Annotated in this window: 14 protein-coding genes and 1 pseudogene; 4 read left to right on the forward strand and 11 right to left on the reverse strand. The window is 42.7% G+C overall.

Going from position 1 to position 19,841, the window contains the following annotated elements; translation table 11 throughout:
• The first annotated feature begins 37 nt into the window (after positions 1-37).
• Positions 38-2,611: a T9SS type A sorting domain-containing protein gene (locus tag R8P61_11705; protein ID MDW3647724.1), complete on the forward strand. Its 2,574-nt coding sequence runs from the start codon at positions 38-40 to the stop codon at positions 2,609-2,611.
• Position 2,612: 1 nt separating this feature from the next.
• Here R8P61_11705 and R8P61_11710 read toward each other — a convergent pair whose 3' ends face one another.
• The 5 genes from R8P61_11710 to R8P61_11730 all read right to left on the reverse strand — a co-directional run bounded on the left by R8P61_11710 (position 2,613) and on the right by R8P61_11730 (position 6,946).
• Positions 2,613-3,383 carry a DUF3667 domain-containing protein gene (locus R8P61_11710; GenBank protein MDW3647725.1) on the reverse strand — a complete coding sequence of 257 codons (771 nt, stop codon included), beginning with the start codon at positions 3,381-3,383 and terminating at the stop codon, positions 2,613-2,615.
• Between the two features lie 36 nt (positions 3,384-3,419).
• Complete coding sequence (locus R8P61_11715; GenBank protein ID MDW3647726.1) at positions 3,420-4,631, reverse strand: alpha/beta fold hydrolase; 1,212 nt, start codon at positions 4,629-4,631, stop codon at positions 3,420-3,422.
• Between the two features lie 85 nt (positions 4,632-4,716).
• Complete coding sequence (locus tag R8P61_11720; GenBank protein MDW3647727.1) at positions 4,717-5,763, reverse strand: alpha/beta hydrolase; 1,047 nt, start codon at positions 5,761-5,763, stop codon at positions 4,717-4,719.
• A 12-nt stretch (positions 5,764-5,775) separates the two neighbouring features.
• On the reverse strand, positions 5,776-6,348 hold the full coding sequence (locus R8P61_11725) for a hypothetical protein (protein MDW3647728.1): 573 nt from the start codon (positions 6,346-6,348) through the stop codon (positions 5,776-5,778).
• A gap of 175 nt (positions 6,349-6,523) precedes the next feature.
• Entirely contained in the window at positions 6,524-6,946 is a 423-nt protein-coding gene (locus R8P61_11730; protein MDW3647729.1) for a hypothetical protein, read from the reverse strand.
• 197 nt (positions 6,947-7,143) lie between these two features.
• On the opposite strand from R8P61_11730, the gene queG reads away from it, so the two are divergent.
• Entirely contained in the window at positions 7,144-8,079 is a 936-nt protein-coding gene (gene queG / locus R8P61_11735; GenBank protein MDW3647730.1) for a tRNA epoxyqueuosine(34) reductase QueG, read from the forward strand.
• Here the strand turns inward: queG and R8P61_11740 are convergent.
• Positions 8,076-10,310 carry an HDIG domain-containing protein gene (locus R8P61_11740; protein ID MDW3647731.1) on the reverse strand — a complete coding sequence of 745 codons (2,235 nt, stop codon included), beginning with the start codon at positions 10,308-10,310 and terminating at the stop codon, positions 8,076-8,078. The two genes, queG and R8P61_11740, sit on opposite strands and share 4 nt — an antisense overlap.
• An 84-nt stretch (positions 10,311-10,394) precedes the next feature.
• Here R8P61_11740 and R8P61_11745 point away from each other — a divergent pair, with 84 nt between their 5' ends.
• A complete protein-coding gene (locus R8P61_11745) occupies positions 10,395-11,600 on the forward strand; it encodes an acyl-CoA dehydrogenase family protein (GenBank protein MDW3647732.1) in 1,206 nt (401 codons plus the stop codon).
• A 73-nt stretch (positions 11,601-11,673) separates the two neighbouring features.
• Here the strand turns inward: R8P61_11745 and R8P61_11750 are convergent.
• The 5 genes and pseudogenes from R8P61_11750 to R8P61_11770 form a co-directional block, all read right to left on the reverse strand.
• Positions 11,674-11,904: pseudogene (locus R8P61_11750) on the reverse strand (tail fiber protein).
• 623 nt (positions 11,905-12,527) lie between these two features.
• Positions 12,528-13,004 (reverse strand): T9SS type A sorting domain-containing protein, encoded by a 477-nt coding sequence (locus R8P61_11755; GenBank protein MDW3647733.1) that lies wholly within the window; start codon positions 13,002-13,004, stop codon positions 12,528-12,530.
• A 144-nt stretch (positions 13,005-13,148) separates the two neighbouring features.
• Positions 13,149-14,342 (reverse strand): acyl-CoA dehydrogenase family protein, encoded by a 1,194-nt coding sequence (locus tag R8P61_11760; GenBank protein ID MDW3647734.1) that lies wholly within the window; start codon positions 14,340-14,342, stop codon positions 13,149-13,151.
• 163 nt (positions 14,343-14,505) lie between these two features.
• Entirely contained in the window at positions 14,506-16,305 is a 1,800-nt protein-coding gene (locus R8P61_11765; GenBank protein MDW3647735.1) for an ABC transporter transmembrane domain-containing protein, read from the reverse strand.
• Between the two features lie 72 nt (positions 16,306-16,377).
• A complete protein-coding gene (locus tag R8P61_11770; GenBank protein MDW3647736.1) occupies positions 16,378-18,207 on the reverse strand; it encodes a carboxyl transferase domain-containing protein in 1,830 nt (609 codons plus the stop codon).
• A gap of 95 nt (positions 18,208-18,302) precedes the next feature.
• On the opposite strand from R8P61_11770, the gene R8P61_11775 reads away from it, so the two are divergent.
• Positions 18,303-19,826, forward strand: a complete 1,524-nt coding sequence (locus R8P61_11775; protein ID MDW3647737.1) for a sulfatase — start codon at positions 18,303-18,305, stop codon at positions 19,824-19,826.
• The last annotated feature ends 15 nt before the right edge of the window (positions 19,827-19,841 follow it).

The raw sequence follows: 19,841 nt of genomic DNA on the forward strand, positions 1-19,841 counted from the left end.
ACACCTATAGGTGTACTTCTAACCTAACAAAACGATCATGTCCAAAGCACTATCTCTGCTTGCGCTTGTCGCTGGATTCGCGCTATGCATCTATTTAGCTTACCCAGAGCAACAATTCCCCAATGAAAAAGTAGACAAAAAGGTATCAGGAGCCTATCAGGCACTTGATTTCTTTGGAATGTCCAGAACCTATCCGGATACGCGTTTACCGGCAAAGGCCCACTTTGATGCCTGGGCTCGCTTACAAAAAGACCCTTCCAATCGGACCAAGAATTTTGACGTAGCTCCCTGGGAGGCTTTAGGTCCGCTAAATATTTCAGGAAGGACGCTCAAAATGGTATTCAATCCTCAAAACCCCAACACCCTTTTTGCAGGTTCAGCCAGTGGAGGTTTATGGAAAAGCACTACCGGAGGAGTGGGAGAAGCTGCATGGGAATATGTCCCCACTGGTTTTCCAGTCCTGGGGGTTTCCGCTATTACCTTCAATCCCGAAGACTCCATGACCCTATACATTGGCACAGGAGAAGTCTATAACTATGAGGCAGCAGGTACCGGGGCAGCTTATAGATCTACTCGAGGAAGTTATGGCATGGGCATACTAAAATCCACAGATGGTGGGAATAGCTGGAGTATGAGCCTTGATTGGAGCTACCAACAGAATGAAGGAATTTGGGACATCAAGATTTCTCAGCAAAATCCTAATATCGTTTATGCAGCCACAACAAAAGGGGTATACAAAAGTACCGATGCAGGTCAAAACTGGAGTCAGGTTCTCAATGTGTTAATGGCTAATTCTTTAATCATTCATCCAGATAATGATGAACTTGTCCTGGCCGGCTGTGGGAATTTTCAATCTCCCGGCTTTGGTATTTATAAGAGTATCAATGGCGGAAACAATTGGGTACAGCTGACTAGTGGTTTACCGCCTAATTTTTCAGGCAAAATTCAACTGGAATATGCCCCTTCAAATCCTGAGACAGTATATGCCAGTATTGGAAATGGTTTTGGCTTTAGTGATGGAGCTTCCTGGATTTGCAAATCCACTGACTTTGGAAATCAATGGAACATTACCGGAACCAAAGATTATTCTCTTTGGCAGGGATGGTTTGCCCATGATTTGGCGGTCAATCCATTAGATGAGAATAAACTGGCGATTGTTGGAATCACTGTTTGGAAATCCAATAATTCTGGTGCCTTTTTAGATTCACTTACCCGAGGGGGAGTTGGCTTTTCAAATCCTCCAATTGGAGGCCCGGATGCTCCCGGAGACCAGGTTCACTCAGATGCCCATGACGTCATCTACCATCCTGTAGATACCAATGTTTGGTATGTAGCTAATGATGGAGGTATTCATAGAACGACAAATGGAGGACAGAGCTTTCAATCCATAAATGGGGGTTACCAAACGGTACAGTTTTACAATGGTTTCTCCAATTCCTGGCAGGATTCTGTTTATAGTTTAGGAGGTCTTCAGGATAATGGAACTATTCAATGGACGGGAACTCCTCGTTGGCGAAGGGTATTTGGAGGAGATGGTTCCTGGACTGCAATCAACCAAAGTAATGACCAGATCAACTACATATCTTACCAGAACCTCAATATGTTCCGTTCGCCAGACCGTTCTGACAATTTTGATTATGTTGCACCTCCCGTCGACAATGAAAATACTTCCTTTATCGCCCCTTTTGTTATTGCTCCCAGCAATCCCAATGTTGTATATGCAGGAAGAGGAAGAGTTTATAGAAGTGAAAATGGAGGAGTAAATTGGTCGGCAACTTCGACATCGAATTTCCCTCAAGTTGTAAATCCCATTCTGAGCCTGGATGTATCTACCCAAAGTAGCAGTGTTGTTTATGCTGCATCTGCCCCTACCAGCCTCTTTGGTGGAAGTCGAGGAAATGTCTATGTAACTCAAAATGATGGAGCAAGCTGGACGGATGTTACAGCAAATCTGCCAGATAGATTTCCTATGGATATACGGGTAGATCCCACCGATGATGCCACCGCCTATATCGCCTTTTCGGGCTTTGGTACAGGGCATGTTTTCAAAACGACTGATTATGGACAAAACTGGAATGACATCAGCGGAAACTTGCCTGACGTACCTGCAAATGCCATTGAAGTTGATCCCCTTTTCCCAGCCCATATCTATGTGGGAAATGATTTGGGGGTATTCGTATCAACTAATGCTGGCAATAGCTGGGAGCCTTATATGGAGGGATTGTTTGATGCGACCATGATATTTGATTTAAAAATCTCGCCCAGCAATCGAAAATTAAGGGCGGCCACTCATGGAAATGGTGCCTTTCAAAGAAGTCTAATTGAGACCTTTGTCAATGTGGATGACCTGGAAGCCTTTTCCCTTCAAGTATATCCCAATCCTGTAAGCAATCTATTGAATCTAAATTTCGAACTGGATAGCAGTGAAAATATTCAAGGCGAGATATTCGATATACAGGGAAAACTGGTCGAAAGGCTTTTTAGTGGACAAAGAGTCCCGGGCATCCATAGACTCATTTTCAACCTGAGACATCTTTCGCCTGGGGTTTATAATCTCAGACTTAGCAATGGAGAAATAGCCAATAACCAGAAATTGGTCATTCAGCACTAAGCTAGGCTTTTAGGGTAAAGAATAAGGCAAGAAAAGAGAATATCACCACCAGCGCCAGGAAAACCAGGATTCCGATGATCCCTTGTACCAATGCTTTGGCATACGTCTTTAGCTTTCCCTCTCCAAAAGTCTGAGAAAATACGTAGCCATTGTATACAAAACCCAGGATAAAGTTTGTCGGAAGAAAAGCGAGAAAAAGTACAGGAAAGACATAAGCAATCACCATAAAAATTGAACTGAGGAATGCCTGCTGTCCCATACAGTAGGCATTCACTATAAGGTGCTCTCCGTAGTTTTTTCCGGCCTTTCCAAATAGCCATCGACTACTAAGTGCATTGACAGGCAATAATAGGAGTACCAGGACATTAAGCCAGCTATCAAATTTCATATCGGCCTCACTCACATTGCTACTCCCCATTTGCGCTTCCAGTTCCTCGGGCTGGAAAGTTGCTTGCATCAGGTCATCGATCCCAATAAGAAAGCCCACAAGCAGGTTGAATCCCAGGAGGATAATTAGAAATCGAAATGGATTGTAATAGATTTTGGTCCGGCCTCTCCAATAATCATTGATAAGCTCTCCGGGCTTGCCTAGAAGGCTTTGAAGGGTATAAATGAATCCTGATTCTATATTGGTCAGCTGGCTAAAAAATTGCTCTACCAATAAAGAAAGGGTCCATCTGCTACGAATATGTTTTTGTCCGCAATTATGACATACAGGACCATTCAAATGGGTACTACAATTGGCACATGCAGTCTTGCTAGTAGTTTCCATAAAGGAAATCTAACAAAATCTCAGAAAAGTAACAGACTAACCTGCCAAAGTTGTATTGACTTTGATTTCAGAATGAAGTGTTCGATGAACCGGACAACGATCTGCAATTTCAACTAAACGAGCCCTTTGCTTTTCATCCAAATCTCCTTCCAGTTCCAGGACTCTTTCAATCGTATCGATCTTACTTTTGGGATTTTCTGAATCCCCACAATCCTGGCAATGCTCCTTGCTATGTTGCAGGTGAACACGTACCTCTTGCAAATCCCAGCCCTTGCGATCTGCATACATTCGCAATGTCATACTTGTACAGGTCCCTAAGGCAGCTACTAAGAGATCATAGGGAGAAGGCCCAAGGTCAGCTCCTCCTACACTTGCTGGCTCATCCGCTATAAAACTATGTTTCCCGGTTCGAACTTCCGTAGTATAGCCTATCGGCCCTGTTCTGACAGCTGCTTGCTTATTAGTTAATAAGGGTTCTTTCTCCTCCAGATCAATATATCTGGCAGCCCATGCAGCAATGGTTTTCCCTGTATAAAGGGAATCTTCCTTTTTCAACAACAAATGATCTGCGCCATCTAAAGAAACAAAGCTTTTGGGATGCCAGGCCTGCGAATAAATCTTCTGCGCATTTTCGATCCCTACTACTGTATCCTGAGGTGAATGCATGACCAGTAGAGGCTTTCTCAAACTTTTGATCACGCTTCCCAAATCCGTTTGCTGGATATCTTCGAGGAAATGTCTTTGAATTAAGAAGGGTCTGCCCCCAATATGGACTTGTGCTTCTCCCTCCTGGCTAATTCTATCTTCAATGGCTTGAAAAAGATGAGCCACATGGGCAGGTTCAGCAGGCGCTCCTACCGTTGCAACAGCTTTTACAAAATCCAATCTACTGGCAGCCATTAAAGAAGCTGCTCCTCCCAAAGAATGTCCAATGATCAGTTGAGGGGCTTCATAATTTTTCGCCAGAAAGCTTGCCGCATCTTCCAGGTCTTTAACATTACTGGAAAAATTGGTTTTATAAAACTCTCCTTCACTTTGCCCCAAACCGGTAAAATCAAAACGAAAAACAGCAAAGCCCTCCTGAGTTAATGCCAGGCTTATATTTCTTTCTCCTCTCAGGTTTTTGCCACAAGTAAAACAATGAGCAAATACTGCATAGGCTTTAGGTTTTTCGCCTAAGGGAAGGTCAAGGCTGGCTGAAAGCTGCAGACCATTTCTATTTTCAAAGCTCAGTTTCAGAGATTTCATAAAATGCGTGTGAATATTTTGGGTCAAAGCTAAGCCATGATACATCCCTTACTTGCTATTCACAAGACATTTCCCCGAAAAAGATCTACTTATACTTTTCTATGAATGAGGAAACAAGCTGCACAAAAGCAATCGCTTCCGTATCCATAGGACTATGACCCGAATTATTGAGAATATGAATCTCCTTTTCCGTAGTACCTACTCTTTCAAAAGCGGATTGTGCCAAACGTGGAGGCACCACAAAGTCATATTTACCAGAGAGGAAAAGGGAAGGAATTTGAATTTTCCCCAATTCTGAAGTTAAGCTTGCCGCTTCAGTTTCTGCCTGAATTCCCCCAGCGGTAATATTTCCACTCAACATAGCTGCCGGAGCAATAGGTGAACTCAAAAAGGCCCATTTTCTGGGATTTTCTGTTGCCCCGGAATCTGATCCTTGTACTAAATATGATTCGGCATCAAAGCCAAAGGAATTGATCTGGCCTCCATCTTCCATACTCACATTCAGGCTATCTATTCCTTCTACAAAGTCCAGAATTTCCTGCCATTCCGACACAAAATTTCCCTTTTCAATTTCTTCTTTGGCGTATTTATGAAACATGCTAATGGCATAGCGATTTAGCAAAGGAATATCATGCGCACCATCCCATTCCATCCATCCTTTCAAATTTGCCTGTACATCGGTATTGACTAAAGCATGGCTTCCCGTCAAACCACCCCAACTATGTCCTGCCAGAAACAAACTGATATTCTCTCCATATTTTTTCTTCAACATCTGAGCAACGGCTGCTATATCATCCGAAAAAAGTTGCAGGCTCAACTCCCCACTATCATAAGATCCCTGGGATGCCCCCTGCCCTCTTTGATCTAAATACACCATGGCATATTTCTCTTCCAAAAGCTCTGAATAAATTCCAGTATTGTATTCGTGCCCACTCCCTCCCGGACCTCCATGCAAGAGTAGAACAAATACATCACTCGAAATATTCCCATCTACCTGGATAGCCAGATCAGCTCCTTTATGGCGAAAGAAAAAACGTTCGTCTGTATCCGGTTCAATCACTTCATTGCAAGCAAAAAAACTAAGGCTAACAAGTAGGAATATGACTCCTTTATATATTCGATTTACGTTCATGATTTTCTCGATTTATTTGTTGAAATAGAAGCCCAATTCAAGCATAGGGTGCAGCAAAAAACTGTCATTATAGGGCATTTGTACCTGGGTGCGGAATGTTGCATAGGGAATCAGCCGCTTTTCTCTATTGACCGGAGAAGGACCACCGATTCCTAAGCCAAAGCCAGGCAGTGCTGACCAATTCCCAGCTCCTCTAACTGTATTCAGATTGCCACTTTCATCCAATTGGTAGGTACTGATCAGGTGTTGGGTGCGCATAAGCCCCATACTGGCAAAAAGGCTAATAGATTTTCCCTTTTTTCCGCTTCTTCGCAATCCAGCCGAAAAGCTGGTATTCAGGTAGAGGTTGTTTTGGAAATGAGCATAAGTCCCCAGTTCCAGGGAAAGGAAGGGATGAATTTTCTTTGATTTCTTGCCGTAATTGACTCCTGTGCTTCTAAAATAGCTTCTTTCAGCCTTTATGATTAAACCCGGCTGATAGCCGTAGGCCGAATAATAACCCAATGCAAATGAATTTGCCGGGCCTTTTTGTGCATGTATCTGTAAACTAAAGCTTAGGGATACAAGGAATAATAGGTATCTCATATCTCGATTTTGAGATAAAGACAGAGGGATGGAGGATATCCCCTATGGAGGTTGGGGAAAAATGTGTTTTAGTGTTGTAGTGTTGTAGTGTTGAAGTGTTGTGGTTATTACTGTGGTTCATATCCGAAATCAACTCCCCAATCAAAACACCAGAACACAAGAACACTTTCCTCCCCTAATGCAGTATCACTACCCAGGGTCGGTGTATAATGCACCATTTATTATTTACATAAACCAGCACATCATAGGCGCTGCCCAATTTCCTTCCAGGCTGGATGAATTTGAATCTGTAAAATTCAAAATTGGGATTCATATAGTCGGCCAGTTCCCGATAACCACCGGGAAAGTTGCGGGCATCTGAACTGGTGTAGTTTGAAATTGCTTCCTGATTTGCGCCCCAGAAAACATATTCGGTCTGATCTTTTAATAGGGGGCGAATGACCAGGTTTACTTCGCGTTTCAATCTTCTTTGGTATTTATATACCCGACTTGCGATTCGTTCATCAAAGACAGCTTCACAGTCTGTTAGATCGGGGCGCAACCAGGCAGAGAGGGCTTTCCTTTCCTTATTTGATGCTGTCAAGATAAATTGAAGCATTTCTTCCACGCCTTTTTTTCCAGGGGGAAAATCAAATTCTTTTTCTTGCCCAAATAATGGATGTGAGAGGAAGCAAGCGAGAAGGAGCAGTAAGAAAAACCTTTTACCCTTTAACATACCCTGTTTTCATTGATTTGATGCCCTAAAGTATATATTTGTAGATTGAATTCCAGTACCGCCTACGCAATTTTTATTACATGGATAGAAAAAAACTCAGTTTTCAAATTAAAAAGTTCGGTGAAGAACTGGGTTTTGATATGCTGGGAATCTCCAAAGCTGAATTTCTGGAAGAAGAAGCCTCTGATCTCGAAAAATGGTTGAAGGGCAATCTGAATGGAAAAATGCAGTATATGGAGAACTATTTCGATAAAAGACTGGATCCCAGATTATTGGTACCCGGCGCAAAATCTGTAATTAGCGTCATCCACAACTATTATCCCAAAGCACCAAATTTTCAAAAAGGTGTTCCCAAGATCTCCCGTTATGCCTGGGGAGAAGATTATCATAAAGTACTGAAAAGGAAACTTTATGAACTTTTCAAACAAATTCATAATTGGATGGATGCTGAAATTCCCGGACGGGTTTTTGTTGATTCTGCTCCCGTACTGGATAAAGCCTGGGCAAAACGTTCCGGTCTGGGTTGGATTGGCAAGCACACCAATTTGATCAGTCCGCAGAAAGGCTCCTGGTTTTTTATAGGAGAAATCATTTTGGATTTGGAACTGGAATATGATGGACCGATAAAAGACTATTGTGGAACCTGCACGCGCTGTATAGATGCTTGTCCTACAGAAGCTCTGAGTCCTTATCAAATCGACGCCAATAAATGCATCTCATATCTGACCATAGAGTTGAGAGAAGAAACTGATAGCGAATACCAGGACAAAATGGAAGGCTGGATGTATGGTTGTGATATCTGTCAGGAAGTCTGTCCCTGGAATAGATTTTCAAAAGTGCATGAAGGCGAAGAATTTAGCCCCAAAGGTTATCAGACCTGGACGGCGGAAGATTGGGAAGAAATAGACGAAAGAGCTTTTAAAAAGCTGACAAAAAAGACGGCCATGAATCGCATCTCCTGGGAGAAAATGAAAAGTAATCTCAGGATATGGAAAGAAAATATTCAATCACCTTAATACGGCTGTTGCTCAGGATATTTGATCCGGGCATGGTAAATACTCAACAACTGTCTCAAACAAACTTCTCTGATAATCTTCAAATCCTTGAAGGTCAGGTTTGAATTATCCAACTGATTGAATTTGATCTTATAGTCGATGATGGTATTGACCAACTGCTCTAGTTTTTCAGGAGTAGGGTCCGGAATCGATCGGGAAGCAGCTTCTATAGAATCGGCAATCATAAGAACAGCCATCTCTTTACTGGTTGGTAAAGGGCCGGGATAGCGGAACATTTCTTCTCCTTCAGGTTCCTTGCATCTTTCTTCTTCCAGAAACTGTCGATAGAAAAACTCTACCCGGGTTGTGCCATGATGCGATTCTATAAATTGGATGATTTCTTTTGGCAGGTGGTTTTCCTTTGCGATCCGTATGCCTTCGGTAACATGCCCAATAATGATACGTGCGCTTTCTTTACAATTGATCTTGTCATGAGGATTGGCTCTCTTTTCTTCCTCGGACATATTCTCAATGAAGTATTTGTGATTGGTGAGCTTACCGATATCATGGTATAAAGCGGCAACATGAATGAGGAGCGCATTCCCCCCAATCTCATTTATAGTAGCCTCCGCAATAGAAGCTACCTGAAGGCTATGCTGAAAGGTTCCCGGTACTTTTCGGGAAAGTTCTTTCAATAAAGGATGATTGGTATCCAGTAATTCCAGGAAGGTGATATCCGAAGTTTGCTTGAATAACTGCTCGAATATATAAATGAGGTTATAGGCAATCACCGTAAAAACCACATTGATCAGGAAAAGCAAAATGGTTTGAGGAGAGGTACCTGCCCAGCTTCCTTTGCTAAAGAGGTTGAAAGCGAAATAGGAAAGTGTATAGGCGATCAGAATATATCCCAGGGTAAAGAAAAACTCTTCCCTTTCTCTCAAATTTCGTAAGCTATAGACCGCCACAGTACCCGCTATGATCTGAACAAAAACAAATTCAAGGCTTTGCTGTATAAGAACTCCGCCATAAAGAGCAACCAGAATATTGCTGACATAAGCAGTTCGGGTACCAAAGAAATTGAGCATAAATATAGCAACCGCACAGGCTGGAGCCATATAGATATAGGTCAGATTTAGATTGGGTCCCAATAAATCCGTCAACTGATCCGTGATCACATTTAATTTACTACTCACCACCATAGTCAGCACCACAATGAAAAGAGTCGTAAGTACCAGTCCCAGTTTAGACAAATCAAAATAGATTCTTGGGCGATTGATCTGAAGGAAAGCAAGTAATATGGAGGTGATCATGACCACAACCATAAACTGTCCAAAGATCAGCCAGCCCCGACTTTTGCTACCAAAGCGGGTTTCTTCTTCCCGGATAAGTGAACTTATTTTTTCGGCAATATCATTATCAACAAGCTCTCCTTTTTTGACAATGAGGTCTCCTTTACTTACAATTCCTTTGGTAGGCGAAACCAGCTTACTTCTGGCCTCTTTAGCGATACGGGTGAGGTCAGCATCGAAATAGAAATTGGGGTTCAGGTAAAGGGAAAAAGCAGAAGCCAGCAATCGATCCTGTCCCTTACTCAAGTCCAGACCCTGAGCTTGTACTTTGGCAAGAAGTTCTGTTTCTGATTTCAGCACTCGATTTACTGAAATTTGGTCTTCTCTTGCTGCCGCTGTTCGCAAAGAAATTATAGTGCCTGCAGTATCCAGGCGAGTGTCCCGGATATATACTTCATTATAAAGCTTTTTAGACAGCTCACTTGCTCGGTTCCAGAATACCGCCCGCTTGGCAGTATCTGTTATGATTGGATTTAGGTCAGCAAGCTTCTGATCCGGAAATAAGGTATTTAATTCATCCAGAATTCGTTGAGGATTGCCAGAGTTTTTATTGGTGTTTTGATAAATTTCTGCCTTTTCAAAAAAGGCATTGAGATTCTCAAAAACCCTTTGCTCCTGCAGTTCCCGACTTTCTTTTACATAAATATCCGGAACCTCAGCAGCGATAATCTGCCTTTCGAACTCCAGGCTATCCGGATCTTTAAAAATAGAATAGTCATAAGCCGCCTGCAGATCTTCTTCCACCCAACTTTTGCCAACCTGATACTGGTACTGTAATCTGAAATTACGCGGCATGATCAGGCTCAGGAGCGCAACATACAGCAACACCAGACCTGTTCTTTTTAGATAGCGGACACTTTTTAGCTTCCGGAGGAAATGAATCTTTCTCGCTCTACTCATAAATCTTTTCTCCTTACACCAGTCTTGGGAATCAACGCCAAAAGTGCGAACTTTGAGGTTCCCGAGAAACAAAGATACGTGAATATGATCGCCAAAGAAAAAAATAGTAGTAAGACCGCTCATCCCTTCGAAGCTCCAGATTATTATATGCTCGACGACTTGCTCTCAGAAGAGTATATTTTGATCCGGAACAGCACCCGCGATTGGATGAACACTCACATATCTCCCTTTATCAATGACTGGGCACAGAATAACGAATGTCCGACTCATTTGGTACAGGAAATGGGTGCACAAGGCTTTTTTGGTCCTTCATTGCCAGAATCTTATGGATGTCCTGGGCTGGATGAAATTTCTTATGGTCTCATCATGCAGGAGATTGAAAGAGTGGATTCAGGCATCAGATCTATGGCTTCTGTACAAGGTTCCCTTGTTATGTATCCGATTTACAAATACGGATCAGAGGAGCAAAAACAAAAGTACCTTCCCAAGCTCGCCAGTGGTGAACTTATGGGATGTTTTGGATTGACAGAGCCGGATCATGGTTCAAATCCCGGAGGAATGCTCAGCAATTTCCGAGATATGGGAGATCATTACCTCCTGAATGGTTCCAAAACCTGGATTTCCAATTCCCCATTTGCAGATATCGCTGTGGTATGGGCAAAAAATGAAAACGGAAGAGTTCAAGGGTTGATTTTGGAAAGAGGAATGGAAGGCCTTTCCACGCCAAAAATTGATAACAAATGGTCCTTGAGAGCTTCACATACCGGTGAGTTGGTCTTTGATAATGTAAAAGTTCCCAAAGAGAATCTTCTGCCTAATGTAATTGGATTGAAAGGTCCTTTAGGTTGCCTGGATAAAGCTCGATACGGCATCAGTTGGGGAGCCATTGGAGCTGCTATGGATTGTTATTATACCGCTTTGAGGTATGCGAAAGAAAGAATCCAGTTTGATAAGCCGATTGCGGGCTATCAATTGCAGCAAAAGAAGCTTGCCGAAATGGTAACTGAGATCACCAAAATGCAATTGCTTGCCTATCGTTTGGGACAACTGATGAATGAAGGGAAAGCAACTACGCAGCAGATTTCTATGGCCAAGCGGAACAATGTTGCCGGAGCTTTGGAAATCGCCAGAGAATCCCGTCAGATTTTAGGAGGCATGGGCATTACGGGAGATTATTCTATGATGCGCCATATGATGAATCTTGAATCTGTGATTACCTATGAAGGAACCCACGATATTCACCTGCTCATTACAGGTATGGATATTACCGGGATTTCTGCTTTTAGGTAGTAAAAATTACAATCAAAAAGGGCGTCATATTTCTATGACGCCCTTTTTGCATTTTTTCCTAATGGTCAATTTGCCCCCCTATTTGCCCTACGCTTGTACTGGGTAATCCAGGTCCTGAGCCTGGACCAACTATTACTCTCCCTCTCAAATCCGGCAGTCCGAAAGTTGTACGACCGTCTCCTCCATAAATCGTTCCCAATAGAGAAAATAAAGCCTGATTTGAATTGATGGGCAATAGCTGACCTTCGCAAAAGGCCCAACCTCCCGGTGCAAAATTTCCACCAAATAATTTTATTTCCCCCAAAAGTGTTGTCCCTGGATCATTGCCCGTCCTACTTGGAAAAGTTCCCTGCAACGCAATAATATAATGTACAGCCAAATAAGGCTGATAATTGGTCTTATTTACCGTAAGGGCTACATCTGCCTGGCCGGCGGTAGTTGCACGATTGGCTAGGGTCGCGATATCTGAGCTGGCAGCTTTGTTTGCATAAAGAGCATAAGGCGTACTGATCATCTGACTAGATCCGTTGATTGTATAATTAGTACCTCCAGCCGGATCGGATTCCGTTTGTAGAAAAAATGGCCCATTTCCCCAATCAATTGTATTGAAATCCCCACTTATCAATGTTCCCGCTCCGATTTCAATACTTAACAATCCATTTATATTGGTCGTAGGCAAATGGCTTTCTTCGTAAACGGCTGTACCTGTAGTACTTCCTTGAAGGATACTCACTTTCATTCCAATTGCCTGTGAGCCCAATAAGTTTCCCGCATTATCTCGCATAACGGCTTGATAACTCATTTTATTAGGGGCCTGAGCAAATATCCCCAGGCAAATAAAAGTCAATGATATAGAGAGAAGTATTTTTTTCATTAGTGTGTTGTTATGTGTGAAAAGCTGGGTCTATAGAAAAATTAGATATAGGCTTATTCAATGATAATTTGATGTGCATGCAAGACTTTATCCTTGCTTTGAATGAGTAGAAAATAAAGACCGGGACTTAGATCTTTAATATCAATCAGGTTTTCCGACTCTTTAATTATTGTAGTTCTGAGTTTTTCGCCTTTCATAGAAAACAGACTAATTTTTCGCTCCTGATCCAGATCGGGATAAATTAGCTTGATATAATTTCGGGCGGGATTAGGGTAAATTTCAATTCCTTCTTCTTCAAACCAGACAGATACAAGGACTGAAATTTCTTTAGGTTGCTGTAGGCCTTCTATGATACTGAAATCGCCGGCTGACAAACTATTATACCCTAGCTGGCCTAATGAGAAGCTTTGGCTACCTCCAGGACCTGTGATATCTCCTCCGGAACTTAGGATTTGGTTTTGAGAAAATGTGCAAAGTGAGAACCCTGTTAATAGGCAGAGAGAAAACAGAGAATGAAGTAGTAGTTTCATGGGTATAGTTTTTCCAGAATCCTTAATAGCTATCCTAAGGATCTTGTTATTCTAATTTAGAGGGATTAAGCAGGAAAACAAATTGGGGATGAAAAGTAATTCAATACTTTTCATCCCCAATATTTATCTTTTATTGTCTACTAACTAGCTCATAGGCTCCATTTTCTTTGGAATAGGCGCATTATACTCTTTGCCATCAATCACCATTTTGGCAATGATCTCACAAAGAATCTCAGAAGTACCTCCACCTATGGGTCCCAGACGACTATCTCTGAACAAGCGGGCCATCGGATATTCTTCCATGTAACCATAGCCGCCCAGCATTTGCAGGCATTTATATATGACTTCATCCGCCATTTTGGTGCTATTGAGTTTGGCCATGGTAGCTTCTTTCACCACATATTCTCCCTCATTCAATCGCTCAGTAACATGGTAGTTGAATTGCTTATGCATTTCAATCTGGCTAGCCATTTCAGCTACCCTGTGTCGCAGAACCTGGAACTGATTGATGCTTTTCCCAAAGGCTTTTCTTTCTTCCATATATCCCAGGGCATACTCCAGGGCAAACTCCGATCTTGCAGAGGCGTTAATGGCCATGATGAGGCGTTCTAAGGCTAGATGTTGCATGAGGTAAAGAAAGCCTTTGTTTTCCTCTCCCATGAGGTTCTCTACCGGGATGCGGACGTCAGAGAAAGAAATCTCTCCTGTATCAGAAGCTCTCCATCCCAGTTTTTCCAGTTTGGTGGCAGATACACCCGGAGTATCTCTGTCGATCAGGAACATACTGATGCCTTTGCCGCCCAGCTCAGGATTAGTTTTCGCAGAAACAACGAGATAATCGCTATATACCCCGTTTGTGATAAAGGTTTTTGAACCATTGATCACATATTCATCTCCTTCCTTCACCGCAGTTGTTCTCATGCCGCCTACGTCTGATCCAGCGAAAGGCTCTGTAATACAGAGACAACCAATTTTCTTTCCTTCTATGCTGGGAGTCAGATATTCTCTTTTAATTCTTTCATCCCCTTCCGCATTGAGGTGTTGCATAGCGAGGTAGGCATGGGCCCACATAGCAGCTGCAAAGCCTCCACTATTGATGCGTTGTAATTCTTCGAGGAAAATAACCGTGTAGAAAAGGTCCAATCCCAATCCGCCATAGGCTTCAGGATAAGCGATACCGAAGTATCCCATTTCCCCAAACTTTTCCCATATAAAACGATCTATAGTCCCTGTCTTTTCCCATTCCTCTATATAAGGCACCACTTCTCTCTTCAGAAACTCACGAAAACCTTCTCTGAACATTTGGTGCTCTTCTGTAAAATATCTGGAGTATGTCATATAGCTAATTGCTGGCTGTTTGTTTTTATTTATACTAACGTGTTTTTTGAGCGAATAGTTAAATTTATTGGCTACTTTCTCAATTAATACGCAAATAACATAAAGCTAGGGACAATCACCATGAAAATCCCGTCAATTTTTGACCTTATCTAGCTTGCTAATCCTAGTTCAATCCTGCGAGATGTGCCTGTTTTGAATAGGCACCATCCTGGAGATTCAGGAGCTCCTCATGCCGACCTTTTTCAACAATCTTACCTTCATCCAAAACAAAAATACAGTCTACATCCTTGATGGTACTGAGTCTGTGAGCTATGATGATAGAGGTTCTGCCTTCCATGAGTTTTTCCAGGGCATCCTGCACGATTTTTTCAGATTCTGCATCCAGGGCGCTGGTAGCCTCATCTAACAATAAGATTGCCGGATCTTTCAGAATCGCACGTGCAATGGCTATACGTTGCCTTTGCCCGCCGGAGAGTTTGACTCCCCTTTCGCCAACCAAGGTATCCAGTCCTTCCGGAAAGTTTTCAATAAACTCCCAGCTATTGGATTTTTTGGCTGCTTCTATCACTTCTTCTTCTGTAGCTTCTTCCCTTCCATACAGAATATTTTCTTTGATCGTTCCCCCAAACAGGATCACATCCTGGGGCACCAAAGCCATTTTATTTCTCAACTCACGAAGATCGTAATCGTAAATGCTTTTACCATCCACTTTTATATCTCCTTGCTGAATGGGATAAAACTGAAGTAAAAGTTGGATAATGGTGGATTTCCCTACACCACTGGGACCTACCAGGGCTACTTTCTGTCCACTTTGAATATCTAAATCGACTCCCTGCAGAACCGGAATATCCGTCCGGGTCGGGTAGCGGAATTGTACATGTTCAAAGCTGATTTTTCCTTTTATGGAAATGGGATTGATCGGAATATCTTCTCCCAGTTCAACTTCATTATCTGTGTTAAGTATTTCCCGTACTCGCTCTGTAGCTCCTACCGCGCCAAAAAGTTCTGTGGTAAAATTTCCTAAACTGGCGATTGAGCCTCCAATGATAAAGGTATAGGTAACGAAAGAGATCAATTGACCTGAGGTAATGGTTCCGTCCTGAACCATAATTGCTCCTTGCCAGATGATGAAGAATATTGCGCCGAAAAATATGCTGATGATAAAGACTGCAAAAAGGGCTCTGGCATTGGCATACTTTAATCCGATCCCAACAACTTCCCAAATAGACTTGTAATAGCGACGGATTTCGAACCACTCATTTGCATAAGCTTTAACGATACTGATAGATTGCACCGTTTCAGAAAGCATGGAGTTTGAATCCGCCAATTTTTCCTGGCGGGATTTAGAATACTTCCGAATATATCGCCCAAAAAAGAATCCACTCACGACCACAACCGGTATGGTAAGGATCATGATTAAGGATAATTTGGGGGTGGTAATAGCGAGGAATAAAATTCCGACGATCAGGGTCAGAATCTGGCGAAGAAATTCGGCCAGGGTAACTGAAAATATACCAAAAAGCTTGGAGATATCTGCGGTGATTCGGCTAATCAAATCCCCCGTTTTATTTTCTTCAAAAAAGGTAATTGGCAAAGAGATTAACTTCTTATACATCGACTTGCGCATATCCGCAATCGCTTTCTCACTCACAATGGCAAACAGAATAACGCGAAAATAGGAGATCAAGCCCTGGATTGGTAAAGCAATCAATAAAAACCATCCTATTTCACTTAAGCTCAGTCCCAACATCCCTCTTCCTTCAGCTGTATCAACCAGATCACCCATCAGGAAAGGGAAGATCATAAAGAGATTGCTTGAGATGAATAACATGATCAATCCCCCAATGAAGTACCATTTATAGGGTTTGATAAATTCAAATGCTTTCAAGCCCTCCTTGAAACTTGCCCAGCTCATTTTGGGCCTTTCTTTCTTCTCCGAATTATCTCTTTTTCTTCCAAACATATCTCAGTGAAAATTCCGCTGCGAAGCTACGGGTATTTGAGGGATTCTCCGCTATTGGGGGGAAAAAATTCCCTACCAGGTATCAACAAATCCTCGACCTTCAGGCTTTTGTTTCTTCCTGTTGGATGCCAGGCCTTTGACTATCCACTTCCTGGATTCAGCGGGATCGATGACTTCATCAATTTCTAAATAGGCAGCTGTATTAATCGCTCTCCCATGTCGATAAGCCTTTGCCACCATTTTTTCATACATCGCCTGCCTTTTGATTGGATCCTCAATGGCTTCAAGTTCCTTCCTATATCCCAGTCTGACTGCTCCTTCCAGTCCCATGCCTCCAAATTCACCTGTTGGCCATGAGAGACAAAAGAAAGGCGCATGCATACTGCCTCCTGCCATTGCCATCGAGCCCAAACCATAGGCCTTCCTCAGCACAATGGTAAAAATCGGAACCTCCAATTTAGCTCCAATGGTAAACATACGGCTGGCATGGCGAACGGTTCCTCCTTTCTCTGCATCCGGACCTACCATAAATCCCGGTGTATCACAAAGGGAGAGGATGGGAATGCCGAATACATTGCACAACTGCATAAAGCGACTGGCTTTATCAGCAGTCAATGAATCAATAGCTCCACCCAAATGTTTAGGATTATTAGCGATTAGCCCCAGAGGTTTGCCTTCGATACGGATAAATGCCGTAATCATGCCTGGAGCAAAGTTGGGTCTGAGCTCCAATACAGAATCCTTATCTGCAAGTGTATGAATGAGGGCATGAATATCGTATATCCGTTTTCTATTTTCCGGTATTGCCTCTCTCAACTTCTCCTGTTCCTCTGCTTCCCAGTCTTTAATTTCTCCCTGAAAATAAGAGAGGTATTTCTTCGCAGCAGCTACTGCTTCTATTTCATCTTTCACCAGCACATCAATCACTCCATTTTTATCCTGTATTTCCGAAGGACCAACTTCTTTAGGATGAAAAACGCCCAAGCCACCTCCTTCTATCATGGCAGGACCTCCCATTCCGAGCGAACTGTTCTCCGTAGCTATAATCACATCCGCACAACCCGCTAAAGCGGCATTTCCTGCAAAGCAATAGCCCGCCACGATTGTGACCCTTGGCACTACCCCATTTAATCCGGCAAATAGAGCGAAAGTCATCACATCCAATCCGCCCACTCCCTGAAAATCAGTATCTCCAGGTCTTCCCCCACCACCTTCTGCAAAGAGTATCACCGGGATTTCTGACTCTTTAGCTACATGCAGAACTCGATCTGTCTTTTTATGGCCAAACATCCCCTGCGTTCCTGCCAAAACTGTGTAGTCATAGGCCAGAATCATACACTGGCTTTCTTCTTCTCCAAACAAATGGGTGTTTACCCCACCCACACCAGTAATAATTCCATCAGCAGGGGTATTGGCAATCAGTTCCTCTTCTTTTCTCCTCCTTCTCTGAGCTGCAATAATCAGAGAACCATATTCCCTGAAATCAGCTCCCTCACAAAGGTCCGCTATATTTTCTCTTGCAGTTCGAAATCCTTTTGATTTCCGCTTTGCAATAGCTGTAGGACGAGCTTCATCCTGGGTGAAATATTTCCGTTCTTTTAACTCAGTCAGGTCTTTTCTTTCAGCTTTTTGTTTGCCTGTTTCCCCATGTTCCTCCTGCTCTTCTCCCTCATCTGACATTTTCAAGCGAAGCAACACTTGTTTATCCTCAACTACCTCTCCCTGATTCACATGGATCGCATCTACGATACCTGCCTGATCTGCTACGATCACAGACTCCATCTTCATAACTTCGATGGCTAGAAGAGCATCTCCCTTCTTTATCCGATCTCCAACTTGAACAAGAATACTGGCAATGATCCCGGGCATCGGGGCTTTAAAGGAGGTGAAATTTGCAGACATGAGTGAATATTTATCAGCAAGTTAAAAGGGAAAAGGGAATTTTGGGAGGAAACTGCCTGTATTTGTATATTCCTTAAACTACTATTATAAACGTCATGTTCAAGCCTTACTTTCCTTATGTCCTGATCCCTATATTTTTTTTCCTTTCATGTAGCGAAAATCTAAAAGAAAAGGAAACAAATAAGCAGCAACCCAATATTCTTTTTCTTATTGCTGATGACTGGTCCTATCCACATGCAGGTATACTAGGTGATCCTCAGGTCAAAACCCCAACTTTTGATCATTTAGCAAAAGAAGGAGCCCTCTTTCATCATGCCTATACTGCCAGTCCCTCTTGCTCCCCTTCACGGGCCTCTATTTTGACAGGAAGGTATCCCCATCAAAATGAAGGAGGGGGAAATCTATGGTCCGTTTTTCCAGGAAAATTCCCAACCTGGGTAAATGGTCTGGAAGATGCGGGTTATTTCTGTGGAAAGACCAGAAAAGGCTGGGCACCCGGCAATTTTAAGAAAAGTGGATACAAGCATAATCCGGCAGGGCAAGATTTCGATAGCTTTGAAGAATTCTATGCCCAAAAGGAAGAAGGCAGTCCATTTTCTTTTTGGTTTGGGAGCTCAGATCCGCATAGGCGCTACGAACCCAATACGGGAGTTAAAACAGGTATGCGAGCCGACTTGGTTGAGGTTCCGGGATTTATGCCTGCTTTGGCTTGCGTCCAAAACGATATCCTGGATTATTATTTTGAGGTTGAGCGTTTTGACAGGGAATGTGGACAGATCATCCGATTTCTTGAAGAGAAGGGCGAATTAGAAAACACCCTCATTATCATGACCAGCGACAATGGAATGCCATTCCCTCGAGCAAAAGCAAATTTATATGATTATGGAACTCGCATGCCACTGGCGATTTACTGGGACGGGGAAATTAAGGCAGGTACAGTAGCACATGATTTTGTAAACTTTGTGGATTTTGCTCCTACAATATTATCTGCAGCTGGAGTGGATATTCCTGAGTCTTTTTCAGGAAAAAATCTAATTCAGCCAGATGGAAGCATCATGGGAAAAGATCGGGTCATATTGGAAAGAGAACGACATGCCAATGTTCGAAAAGGCGACCTAAGCTATCCGATGCGTGGCCTTAGAAATCATGAGTATTTATACATTCGAAACTTTATGCCTGACCGTTGGCCGGCAGGTGATCCCACAGTTCATCGATCCGTGGGGCAATTTGGAGATGTGGACAATTCCATTTCTAAATTCCTGGTTATGAATCTTGAGGGGAAAGAAGGGAAAATTGACTATTTCAATCTGACTTTCGCCAAGCGTCCGATAGAAGAATTATATAGAGTTGAGGATGATCCTTTCCAATTGAACAATCTTGCTGCTGATCCGGCTTTTGCAAAAATCAAACAGGAACTCTCCGAAGAACTCCTGAATTGGATGAAAGAGCAAGGAGACATACGAGCATCAGAGCCTCAAAGCATTTACTATGATACCGTAGAGTACACCATCGAGTATCAGTTTGAAAATTATGATTTGGCTGAAAAGATCGATGCGTATAGCATGTTGAAAATGGATGCCAGAATGAGGTTTGTGGAAGTGGAGTGTTTGGAAGAATAACAAGCGTGTTCTGGT

The sequence above is a fragment of the Bacteroidia bacterium genome (assembly GCA_033391075.1).
In the GTDB taxonomy this organism is placed as follows: domain Bacteria; phylum Bacteroidota; class Bacteroidia; order J057; family J057; genus JAWPMV01.

What these genes read in the sequence shown, in the direction of transcription:
- R8P61_11705 (MDW3647724.1), top strand. Translation starts at nt 38, where the DNA reads ATGTCCAAAGCACTATCTCTGCTTGCGCTTGTCGCTGGATTCGCGCTA.
- R8P61_11710 (MDW3647725.1), bottom strand. Translation starts at nt 3,383, where the DNA reads ATGGAAACTACTAGCAAGACTGCATGTGCCAATTGTAGTACCCATTTG.
- R8P61_11715 (MDW3647726.1), bottom strand. Translation starts at nt 4,631, where the DNA reads ATGAAATCTCTGAAACTGAGCTTTGAAAATAGAAATGGTCTGCAGCTT.
- R8P61_11720 (MDW3647727.1), bottom strand. Translation starts at nt 5,763, where the DNA reads ATGAACGTAAATCGAATATATAAAGGAGTCATATTCCTACTTGTTAGC.
- R8P61_11725 (MDW3647728.1), bottom strand. Translation starts at nt 6,348, where the DNA reads ATGAGATACCTATTATTCCTTGTATCCCTAAGCTTTAGTTTACAGATA.
- R8P61_11730 (MDW3647729.1), bottom strand. Translation starts at nt 6,946, where the DNA reads ATGCTTCAATTTATCTTGACAGCATCAAATAAGGAAAGGAAAGCCCTC.
- queG (MDW3647730.1), top strand. Translation starts at nt 7,144, where the DNA reads ATGGATAGAAAAAAACTCAGTTTTCAAATTAAAAAGTTCGGTGAAGAA.
- R8P61_11740 (MDW3647731.1), bottom strand. Translation starts at nt 10,310, where the DNA reads ATGAGTAGAGCGAGAAAGATTCATTTCCTCCGGAAGCTAAAAAGTGTC.
- R8P61_11745 (MDW3647732.1), top strand. Translation starts at nt 10,395, where the DNA reads ATGATCGCCAAAGAAAAAAATAGTAGTAAGACCGCTCATCCCTTCGAA.
- R8P61_11755 (MDW3647733.1), bottom strand. Translation starts at nt 13,004, where the DNA reads ATGAAACTACTACTTCATTCTCTGTTTTCTCTCTGCCTATTAACAGGG.
- R8P61_11760 (MDW3647734.1), bottom strand. Translation starts at nt 14,342, where the DNA reads ATGACATACTCCAGATATTTTACAGAAGAGCACCAAATGTTCAGAGAA.
- R8P61_11765 (MDW3647735.1), bottom strand. Translation starts at nt 16,305, where the DNA reads ATGTTTGGAAGAAAAAGAGATAATTCGGAGAAGAAAGAAAGGCCCAAA.
- R8P61_11770 (MDW3647736.1), bottom strand. Translation starts at nt 18,207, where the DNA reads ATGTCTGCAAATTTCACCTCCTTTAAAGCCCCGATGCCCGGGATCATT.
- R8P61_11775 (MDW3647737.1), top strand. Translation starts at nt 18,303, where the DNA reads ATGTTCAAGCCTTACTTTCCTTATGTCCTGATCCCTATATTTTTTTTC.